Consider the following 8,690-nt stretch of genomic DNA (forward strand, 5'->3'; position numbering starts at 1 on the left):
GGGGCCGGGCGCGGCGCAGGTCCGGCGGAAGGCCTCGAAGGCCGCCGCCGTCTCGTCCGCCTGCCAGCCGGGCAGGGCCGCGATCGCGACCGGCTCCAGCACGGCGTTGCCGACGCGCAGCGGCTCGGCGGCGCTCGCCGCGGCGGCCCCCGAAACGAGAGCGACCGCAGCGCGGAACGCTGCGGTCGGACGGGGCGGGTGTCGGGGCGGCATGGCTCTCGGGACGATGGCTGCGCGGGCGCCCTCAGGCCCCGGCTTCGGTCGCGACCAGCTGCCAGTTCGGGTCGCGGGTGCCCAGGGTGCGGGCGAAGGTCCAGACGTCGGGCACCTCGACCACGGCTTCGGCGCTGCCGTCCACCACGACGCCGTCGGCGTTGCGGGTGGCGGTGATGAGGTTGGAGAGGAACCGCACCGTGACCTGCGCGACGCGGTTCCGCACGTCGACGGCGACGATCTCGGCCTTGTCGATCGAGACGAAGGTGGTCTCCACCGTCTGGCGGTTCTTCTCGCGCTCGGCGATGGCGCGCTCGAACGCGTCGCCGACCTCGCGGGAGAGCAGGGATTTCAGGGTCTTCCGGTCGCCCTTGGCGAAGGCGATCATGATCGCCTCGTAGGCGCCCTTGGCGCCCTCGATGAAGGCGCGCGGCTCGAAGCCGGGCTCGGCCTGGACGATCGCCTCGAGGCCGCGGGCGACGGCCGAGCCGGGCTCGGCGATGCCGCGCCAGTCGCGCGCCTGGGCCTCGGCGGCGCGCTCGGGCTGGACCCGGTCGGCGCCGGGCAGGCGCACGACGTTGTCGCCGTCGCCGCGGCCGGGCTGGGGCTCGGTGCGGCTGCGGTCGACCGGCTTGAACGGGGCGCGCTCGGCGCCGGTCTTCTGCCCGAGGACCGAGCGCAGCCGCCAGATCACGAAGACGGCGAGCGCCAGGAAGATGATCGTCGTCACGTCGAAGCTGTCCTGCATCACCGATCCGATGGTGGCCGCCGTGGAGCGCGGGTCCCGGCCGCAGCCTTGGCCCGTGCGCGCGGCTCCGGGAAATCCGAGAGGGGTCGCACGATGGTCATGTCACGCCGCACGCATCCTCGAGCGGACGCGGCCGGGCTCTCGAGGAAACGCGCCGCGTCCCCCTTTGCATAGGGGGCAATGGGCATATGGGGCAATGCACCGGCCGGTTCCAGGCGACATCGCGGAGGATCGCCCCGGCCGCGTCGTCGCGACACGCGCCGCCGGGACCGGCCGCGGCGCGGGGTCCGCGCGCCGTCCGGCGCCTCGCTTGTCCGCATCGAACGGGCATGTTAGCGGCCTCGCCTCTGCCCACGACCGCACAGGCATGGCGGTCACCCGTAGCCATCGGCCCGCGGCCGGTGTTCGATCTTTCGAGAAGGATGACCCGCCATGGCCGATTCCCCCGCACCGAACGGCAACGGGCAGGCCGACGAGGCCCCCGCGATCAACGCGCTCGCGCAGTACACCAAGGACCTGTCCTTCGAGAACCCGAACGCGCCGCGCTCGCTCCAGCCCCAGGAGGGCCAGGGCCCGCAGATCAACATCCAGGTCAACGTCAACGCGCAGCAGCTCGCCGAGGCCGACTTCGAGGTCGAGCTGACGCTGGAGGGCGACGCCAAGATCAACGGCGACGTGCTGTTCGCCTTCGACCTGAAGTATGCCGGCGTGTTCCGCATGCGCAACATCCCGCAGGACCAGGTCCACCCGGCGGTGATGATTGAGTGCCCGCGCCTGCTGTTCCCGTTCGCCCGCCAGATCGTGGCCGAGGCCGTGCGCAACGGCGGCTTCCCGCCGCTCTACATCGACCCGATCGACTTCGTCGGCCTCTACCGCCAGAAGGCGATGGAAGCCCAGGGCGCCGGCGAGGCGACCGGCCCCCTCGCCTCCTGAGTTCCGCGGCCTCCCGCGTCTCGACGACAGCCCGGCCGCGCGCGCGGCCGGGCTGTTTCGTTTTCACGGGAAACACCGCATCCGGGCGGCTCGCTGAAAGCGATCCGCCGGCGCGGACAGCCCGGCCGGCACGCCCGGGGCGCGTTACAGGATCGCTTCGATGCCCTTGTGGCTCACCAGCGAGAGCAGCTTGAGCGAGGGACCGCCAGGCTTGGCGTCTCCCCGCTCCCACTTGCTCACCAGCGAGGTCGTCACGTTGAGAGCCTTGGCGAAGATCGCCTGGCTCATGTTGGCCTGTTCGCGGATCCGCCGGATGCTCTCGGGCGGCAGCGGCTCGATGGGCGTGAGGCACGAAACATCGAACCGGCGCAGCGTCGCCTTGTCGATCGCCCCGATGGCGTGAAGGTCGCTCGTGGCCTCGTGGATCGATTGAAGCAGATCGCTCCTATAGGTCCGTTTCGGGCTTCTCATCGGAGAGGTCCTTCCACCCCTGGGTTTCGGCAAGCGTCTCGAATCCGGCGTCGCCGACATCTGCGAGGATCTTCGCGAACGCGCGAAGGGTCGTCAGTTCGGCACCCTTGATGTTGGGTTGGACGTTCTTGGGAAAGATGTGCAGGACGACGCATCGCCGGTCCGTGACCAGGAAGAGGACGGCACGGAAATCGCCCTTTCGGCCGACGTGCTGCTTGTACAGGTGAGCGCCGATCTCGGCGTCCACCAGCCGGAGATTGGCCTTCTCGGCGGCCTTGGCGAGCGTGCCCGCGGCGATCTTGCCCTTGCAGGCCTGCTTCCATGCCGAGCGGGTCACGAAAAGTCTCATGACACCCCCGACATGGACCGAACCTCGATCCGTTCGGCGGCCTCTCAAGACCGGGAACGCAAGCGCTCGGTACCGACGCCCAAAGTATAGGAACGAATCCTACGGTTCAAGCCTCTCCCCGATCCCGGGGCAGCGCCGCCCTCGGTGCCGTGGAGACCCTCACCGCGCCACGCCGCGATAGGCGGCCGCCAGCGTGCGCAGCGCCGCGGCGGCGCGCGGGTCCGGCGCCTGCGCGTGCAGCACGATCCGGGTGAGCGGCAAGGCCGGCAGCCCGAACGCGGCGCCGACGTCCCGCGCGCCGGCGGGCGCGACGCTGGGGGCGAGCGCCGACACCGCGAGCCCGGCCGTCACCGCGGCGCCGACGGCGAGCACGCCGCCGCCGACGAAGATCTCGCTCCAGGGCAGGTCGGCCGCGTCGAGCGCGCGCAACGCCGCCGCCCGGACGTTGCAGGGGCCGGCGAGCGTCGCCATCGGCAGGGGCGCGCCGGGCTCGAACCGGAAGCCGGGGGCGGCGAACCACGCCAGCCGCTCCTCGGCCAGCACCGTGCCGCCCGCCTCGGCCGGGTCCTCGCTCCGGACGATCGCCGCGTCGACCTCGCCCGCATCGAACAGGCGCATCACGTCGCGCGACGGGGCGATCCGCACCTCGACGACGAGGCCGGACCCGGCGAGCCCGAGCCGGTGCAGCAGCGCCGGCAGGTCCGGGCCGGCGACGTGGTCGCTGATCCCGAGGACGAGCCGGGCGGGCGGCGCGGCAGCGAGGTCGGCCATCGCCCGCGCATGGGCCGCCAGCAGGTCGCGGGCGGCGGGCAGGAAGCGCTCGCCCCGCGCCGAGGCCCGGACGCTGCGCGGGGTGCGGTCGACGAGGCGGCAGCCGAGCCGGTCCTCGAGCCGCTTCAGCCGCAGGCTGATCCCGGCCTGCGAGGTCTCCAGCGCCGCGGCGGCGCGGGTGAAGCTCGCCAGGTCGACGGTGAGCACGAAGGCCTGGACGCTTTCGATGTCGAGCGGGCGGGTCAGCATCACATCGATCCGTTATGGCAGATATAGCGTCCGATATCTTGCCGTTATCATCGCGGACGGCAAGGGTGTCCCTCGACCGGACCCGAGGACCCCCGCCATGCCCCTGACCCGCATCTCCCTGCGCGCCGGCAAGAGCCCGGCCTACCACGCCGCCCTCGTCGCCGGCCTCTACGCGGCGATGCGCGAGGCCTTCGCGGTGCCCGAGAACGACCTGTTCACGGTGATCCACGAGCACGGCTCCTCCGCCTTCGCCTACGATCCCGGCTATCTCGGCATCGCGCGGGACGACGACCTCGTGATGATCCAGATCACCGCCAACGACACCCGCGACACCGCGCAGAAGCGGGCGCTCTACGCGGCGATCGCCCGCAACCTCGGGCGGGATCCGGGCGTGAAGCCGGGCAACGTGCTCGTGAACCTGGTGGAGGTCGCGCGCGAGAACTGGTCGTTCGGCGACGGGCTGATGCAGTACGGCCCGCCGGCGTGACGATCCGGCGCGGCAGGCCGCTTTGAGCCGGTCCGCCTCCCGGCGTGTTCCCGAGGAGGCGCCGCATCCCGCGGCCTCACCGATGGGAACGTCATGTCCGACACCGCCTCCCCGCGCCCCGAGCCGCCCTTCGCGGCCCGGCCGATCCCCTATCCCGGCCGCTCGTCCGAGATGCAGCCGCCGCCCGATCACGGCGAGCACAGCTACGTCGGCTCCGGCCAGCTCACCGGCAAGGTCGCGCTGATCACCGGGGGCGATTCCGGCATCGGCCGGGCGGTGGCGATCGCCTATGCCCGCGAGGGCGCCGACGTGGCGCTCGCCTATCTCGACGAGCACGACGACGCCAAGGACACCGCCGCCTGGATCGAGAAGGCCGGCCGGCGCGCGCTGCTCTTGCCGGGCGACGTCTCGGAGGCCGGCCATTGCGCCGCGCTGGTCGAGACGACGATCGCGGAGTTCGGCCGGCTCGACGTGTTCGTCAACAACGCCGCCGTGCAGGTGCTGGCCGACGACCTCGAGGGCATCGCGATCGCCGACTGGGACCGGCAATACGCGGTCAACGTCCACGCGATGTTCTACATCCTCAAGGCCGCCTCGCCGCACCTGAAGCCCGGCGCCTCGATCATCGCCACCTCCTCGGTCAACGCCAAGAACCCGGTCGAGCAGCAGCTCGCCTATTCCTCGACCAAGGCGGCGCTGTGCAACATGGTGGCGAACCTCGCCAAGATCCTGGGCAAGCGCGGCATCCGCGCCAACGCGGTGCTGCCGGGCCCGATCTGGACGCCGCTGATCCCGTCGACGATGTACACCAGCCAGGTCGAGAGCTTCGGCTCGATGACGCCGGCCGGGCGCCCCGGCCAGCCGGCCGAGCTCGCGCCCCCCTACGTGATGCTGGCCTCCGACGCAGCGAGCTACATCAACGGCGCGATGATCGCGGTGACGGGCGGCATGGTCACGATCTGAGGGCGGGTCTCGGCGCGCGGTCCGGGCGCCGTCGCCGGGCGCCCGGACCGCGAGCCGAGGGAGCCGGACGGCATCCGAGCCACGGCCTAAACCCGCCGTTAACCGAGATCAGCAATTTGTCGGATCGCTAGTGGCGTCGCTCGGGCTGTCCCTGCCGCCGCGCAAGGGTGGCAAATCATGCGGCTGATCATCGGCACACTGGTCGTCTTCGCCTGCGTCTTCGGCAGCTACGCGGCGATGGGCGGCCACCTGGAAGTGCTGTGGCAGCCGTTCGAGTTCGTCATCATCCTCGGCGCGGCGATCGGCGCCTTCATCATCGGCAACACCGGGCCGGTGCTCAAGGCCGTGCCCGCCATGCTGGCCACGCTCGTGAAGGGGCCGAAATACAATCAGCAAGCCTATGTCGAGCTGCTGGGCATGCAGTATTCGCTGTATCGGCTCGCGAAGCAGAAGGGCCTGATGGCGCTCGAGCCGCACATCGAGGAGCCGAGCGAGTCGGCGCTGTTCAACAGCTTCCCGACCTTCGCGGCGAACCACCACGCGGTCGAGTTCGTCTGCGACTACATGCGCATGGTGACGCTGGGCGCCAACAACGTCCACGAGATCGACGCCCTGATGGACGAGGAGCTGGAGACGCACCACCAGGAGCAGGAGCGGATCATCTCGGCCATGCAGTCGCTCGCCGACGGAACGCCGGCGCTCGGCATCGTCGCCGCCGTGCTCGGCGTGATCAAGACCATGGGGGCGATCAAGGAGCCGCCGGAGGTACTGGGGCATCTGATCGGCGGCGCGCTCGTCGGCACCTTCTTCGGCGTGTTCGTCGCCTACGGCTTCTTCGGGCCGATGGCGCAGTCGCTCAAGAGCCTCTTCGAGGCCGAATCCAAGTACTACGTCTCGCTCAAGGCGGGCCTCCTCGCCCACATCGCCGGCCAGCCGCCGGTGATGGCGGTCGAGTTCGCCCGCAAGGCCCTGATGAGCGACGTCCGCCCGACCTTCAACGAAGTGGAAGCGGCGACCGCCGCCCTGCCCGCCTAGTTCCGACCCCACCTCGCGCAGGGACTCGACGGCCATGGCCCTCCAGCCGATCATCATCAAGAAGGTCAAGAAGGCCGCGCATGCCCACCACGGCGGGGCCTGGAAGATCGCCTATGCGGACTTCGTCACCGCCATGATGGCGTTCTTCCTGCTGATGTGGCTGATCAGCATGACGACGCAGGAGCAGAAGATCGGCCTGGCGGAATACTTCGCGCCGGCGGCTTCGAGCCCTGCGACCAGCGGCGCCGGCGGCTTGCTGTACGGCACCTCCCTCGACACCTCGGGCAACAAGCCGTCCAAGCCCCGCGAGGCGGCGACGGGCTCCGCCCAGCAGGAGGATGCGGTGCGCGCGAGCAGCCCGGGCAGCGCCAGCGATCTCGAGGCGAGCCGGCGGGCCGCCAGCGTTCCGGCCAACTACAGCGCCATCGCCAGCCTCCGGCAGGCGCTCCAGAAGCTGCCCGAGATCGCCGAATTGTCGCGCAACATCGTGTTCGAGACGACCAAGGAGGGCGTGAACGTCTCCCTCGTGGACGACGACGGCCGCTCGATGTTCCGCGAGGGCTCCGTCGAGCCCTACGAGCGCACCCGCCGCGTGCTGGAGGCGCTCGCGCCCGCCCTGCGCAAGCTGCCCAACCGCCTGTCCATCACCGGCCACACGGCCGCCGCGCGCCCGGGCTCGACGCGGGCCGGCGAGCCCTGGACCCTCACCGCCGGGCGGGCGCTCGCCGTGCGCGAGGTCCTGGCCGGTGCCGGGGTGCCCAACGACAACTTCGCGTCCGTGGTGGGACGCGCCGACACCGAGCCGGTCTTCCCCGACAATCCCTACATCGCGCCGAACCGGCGGGTGACGATCACCCTGCTCAACGGGAGCCCGCCGGTGCCCCCGAACGTTCTCCGCTGACGACGGGGCGCCCGGCGCCCTCCGAGGCCGCAGCGTCTTCCCGCGCGCCGCTTTCCGCCCCGAGCGGACCGCTTGCGCCGCCTGAGCACCGCGACTCCGCCCGATCCGATCGTACCTTGACCGCGGGACCGGACCGGGCCACGCCCTGCGCCGCTCCCGCGTGCACCCAAGGACGGCATGGCCCCGACCACCCACCTCGCCCTGATCAACGTCTTCATCGGCGACATCCAGGGCGGCTTGGGACCGTTCCTCGGCACGTGGCTGGCCGAGGCCGGATCGTGGAGCCCGGCCCGCGTCGGCCTCGTCACCACCCTGGTCGGGTTCGGCACGCTGCTGCTCTCCGGCCCGTTCGGCGCGCTGGTCGACCGGGTCGGGCGGCCGCGGCTGCTGATCGCCGCGGCCTGCACCGCAATCCTCGCCGGCACGCTGCTGCTGCTGCCGGCCCGCGCCTTCGCCTTCGTGTTCACGGCGCAGCTGCTGGCGGCGGCCGGCGGCACGCTGCTGCTGCCGGCGGTGACCGCGCTGACCCTCGGGATCGTCGGCAAGGACCGGTTCCCGGGCCAGCAGGGGCGCAATCAGGCCTTCAACCACGTCGGCATCCTGATCGCCGCCGGCGCCATCACGCTGGGCACCGCCCGGTTCGGGTCGGCGATCGCCTTCTGGGTGCTCGGCCTGATGGCGGTGCTGGCGATCGCCGCTGCGCTGACCACCCCGGCCTCGGCCTGGAGCCAGCGCCGCGCGGTCGGCTGGACGGAGCCCGGTGGGGAAGACGGAGCGGAGGAGGCGCCGCAGCGGGCCGGCATCCGCGCCGTGCTCGGCGACCGCCGGCTGCTGGTGCTCGCCTGCGCGCTGACGCTGTTCAACCTCGGCAGCGGCGGCATGCTCTCGCTGCTCGGCCAGAAGCTCGTCGCCACCGCCGTCAGCGCGACGCACTGGACCGCGATCTACGTGATGGTGGCCCAGCTCACGATGGTGCCGGTGGCGCTGTTTTCCGGCTCGCTCGCCGACCGGCGCGGCCGGCGCAAGCTGCTGCTGGCGGCCTTCGCGGTGCTGCCGGTGCGCGCCGCGCTCTCGGCCTTCGTCGACGACCCGACCTGGCTGATCGCGGCCGAGATCCTCGACGGCGTCGCCTCCGGCATCGTCGGCGTGGCGGTGCCGGTGGTGGTCGCCGACCTGACCTGGGGCTCGGGCCGGACGCAGACGGCGCTCGGCACCGTCAACGCGGTGCAGGGCATCGGCGGCGCGCTCTCGGCCTGGTACGGCGGCCTCGCCTTCGGCCTGCTCGGCTGGACCGGCGCGTTCCTGGCGCTCGGCGCGCCGGCGCTGGCGGCGCTCGCCCTGGTGATCTGGTTCGACGCGACGCCCGAGCCCGGCCGGCGCTCGCGGCGGCGCCAGGCCCGCACCCTGCACCCCGCGACGTGATCCCGGAACTGCGGGATCGCGCGCGGGTTCACGCTCGCGCATCGGGTGGCACGAAACGTGACGCGCCGGGGCGCGACAGGCCCCGTGTCGGCCGGTCGCATCGCCCCGACGCGCGGCCGCCGGCACCTTACCCCCTCCCCTCCTTGCC

The 8,690-nt window shown here is 72.0% G+C and carries 10 protein-coding genes and 1 pseudogene; 6 read left to right on the plus strand and 5 right to left on the minus strand.

The features are described from left to right. Together FV227_RS26630 and FV227_RS26635 are read right to left on the minus strand one after the other, a co-directional pair. A pseudogene (locus FV227_RS26630) lies at nucleotides 1-213 on the minus strand (transglycosylase); the annotation flags it as partial. Between the two features lie 31 nt (nucleotides 214-244). Then, a complete protein-coding gene (locus FV227_RS26635; protein WP_147860295.1) occupies nucleotides 245-961 on the minus strand; it encodes a Tim44/TimA family putative adaptor protein in 717 nt (238 codons plus the stop codon). Nucleotides 962-1,393: 432 nt separating this feature from the next. Here FV227_RS26635 and secB point away from each other — a divergent pair, with 432 nt between their 5' ends. After that, complete coding sequence (gene secB, locus FV227_RS26640; RefSeq protein WP_147729755.1) at nucleotides 1,394-1,894, plus strand: protein-export chaperone SecB; 501 nt, start codon at nucleotides 1,394-1,396, stop codon at nucleotides 1,892-1,894. A gap of 144 nt (nucleotides 1,895-2,038) precedes the next feature. Here the strand turns inward: secB and FV227_RS26645 are convergent, their stop codons facing one another. From FV227_RS26645 to FV227_RS26655, 3 genes are all read right to left on the minus strand, one after another. Next, nucleotides 2,039-2,365, minus strand: coding sequence for a DNA-binding transcriptional regulator (locus FV227_RS26645; protein ID WP_147729756.1), 327 nt, complete (start codon nucleotides 2,363-2,365; stop codon nucleotides 2,039-2,041). Further along, the gene (locus FV227_RS26650) at nucleotides 2,340-2,702 is read right to left on the minus strand and encodes a type II toxin-antitoxin system RelE/ParE family toxin (RefSeq protein ID WP_187274964.1); all 363 of its coding nucleotides are present in this window, start codon (nucleotides 2,700-2,702) and stop codon (nucleotides 2,340-2,342) included. The genes FV227_RS26645 and FV227_RS26650 overlap by 26 nt, the downstream gene beginning before the upstream one ends. Nucleotides 2,703-2,873: 171 nt before the next feature. Then, a complete protein-coding gene (locus FV227_RS26655) occupies nucleotides 2,874-3,734 on the minus strand; it encodes a LysR family transcriptional regulator (RefSeq protein WP_147860297.1) in 861 nt (286 codons plus the stop codon). Nucleotides 3,735-3,831: 97 nt separating this feature from the next. On the opposite strand from FV227_RS26655, the gene FV227_RS26660 reads away from it, so the two are divergent. From FV227_RS26660 to FV227_RS26680, 5 genes are all read left to right on the plus strand, one after another. Beyond that, the gene (locus FV227_RS26660; protein WP_147727228.1) at nucleotides 3,832-4,221 is read left to right on the plus strand and encodes a tautomerase family protein; all 390 of its coding nucleotides are present in this window, start codon (nucleotides 3,832-3,834) and stop codon (nucleotides 4,219-4,221) included. A 93-nt stretch (nucleotides 4,222-4,314) separates the two neighbouring features. Continuing rightward, complete coding sequence (locus FV227_RS26665; protein WP_147727229.1) at nucleotides 4,315-5,184, plus strand: SDR family oxidoreductase; 870 nt, start codon at nucleotides 4,315-4,317, stop codon at nucleotides 5,182-5,184. 177 nt (nucleotides 5,185-5,361) lie between these two features. Continuing rightward, nucleotides 5,362-6,219: a flagellar motor stator protein MotA gene (motA, locus tag FV227_RS26670; RefSeq protein WP_147727230.1), complete on the plus strand. Its 858-nt coding sequence runs from the start codon at nucleotides 5,362-5,364 to the stop codon at nucleotides 6,217-6,219. Nucleotides 6,220-6,253: 34 nt separating this feature from the next. Next, nucleotides 6,254-7,120 (plus strand): flagellar motor protein MotB, encoded by an 867-nt coding sequence (locus FV227_RS26675; RefSeq protein ID WP_147727231.1) that lies wholly within the window; start codon nucleotides 6,254-6,256, stop codon nucleotides 7,118-7,120. 177 nt (nucleotides 7,121-7,297) lie between these two features. After that, on the plus strand, nucleotides 7,298-8,542 hold the full coding sequence (locus FV227_RS26680; protein WP_147860298.1) for an MFS transporter: 1,245 nt from the start codon (nucleotides 7,298-7,300) through the stop codon (nucleotides 8,540-8,542). Nucleotides 8,543-8,690: the final 148 nt, after the last annotated feature.

The sequence above is a fragment of the Methylobacterium sp. WL119 genome (assembly GCF_008039875.1).
Taxonomy (GTDB): domain Bacteria; phylum Pseudomonadota; class Alphaproteobacteria; order Rhizobiales; family Beijerinckiaceae; genus Methylobacterium.

Bases quoted from the DNA above. Each gene is read 5' to 3' on its own strand.
- motA (WP_147727230.1), top strand. From the start codon at position 5,362: ATGCGGCTGATCATCGGCACACTGGTCGTCTTCGCCTGCGTCTTCGGC.
- FV227_RS26660 (WP_147727228.1), top strand. From the start codon at position 3,832: ATGCCCCTGACCCGCATCTCCCTGCGCGCCGGCAAGAGCCCGGCCTAC.
- FV227_RS26680 (WP_147860298.1), top strand. From the start codon at position 7,298: ATGGCCCCGACCACCCACCTCGCCCTGATCAACGTCTTCATCGGCGAC.
- FV227_RS26665 (WP_147727229.1), top strand. From the start codon at position 4,315: ATGTCCGACACCGCCTCCCCGCGCCCCGAGCCGCCCTTCGCGGCCCGG.
- FV227_RS26655 (WP_147860297.1), bottom strand. From the start codon at position 3,734: ATGCTGACCCGCCCGCTCGACATCGAAAGCGTCCAGGCCTTCGTGCTC.
- FV227_RS26675 (WP_147727231.1), top strand. From the start codon at position 6,254: ATGGCCCTCCAGCCGATCATCATCAAGAAGGTCAAGAAGGCCGCGCAT.
- FV227_RS26645 (WP_147729756.1), bottom strand. From the start codon at position 2,365: ATGAGAAGCCCGAAACGGACCTATAGGAGCGATCTGCTTCAATCGATC.
- secB (WP_147729755.1), top strand. From the start codon at position 1,394: ATGGCCGATTCCCCCGCACCGAACGGCAACGGGCAGGCCGACGAGGCC.
- FV227_RS26635 (WP_147860295.1), bottom strand. From the start codon at position 961: ATGCAGGACAGCTTCGACGTGACGACGATCATCTTCCTGGCGCTCGCC.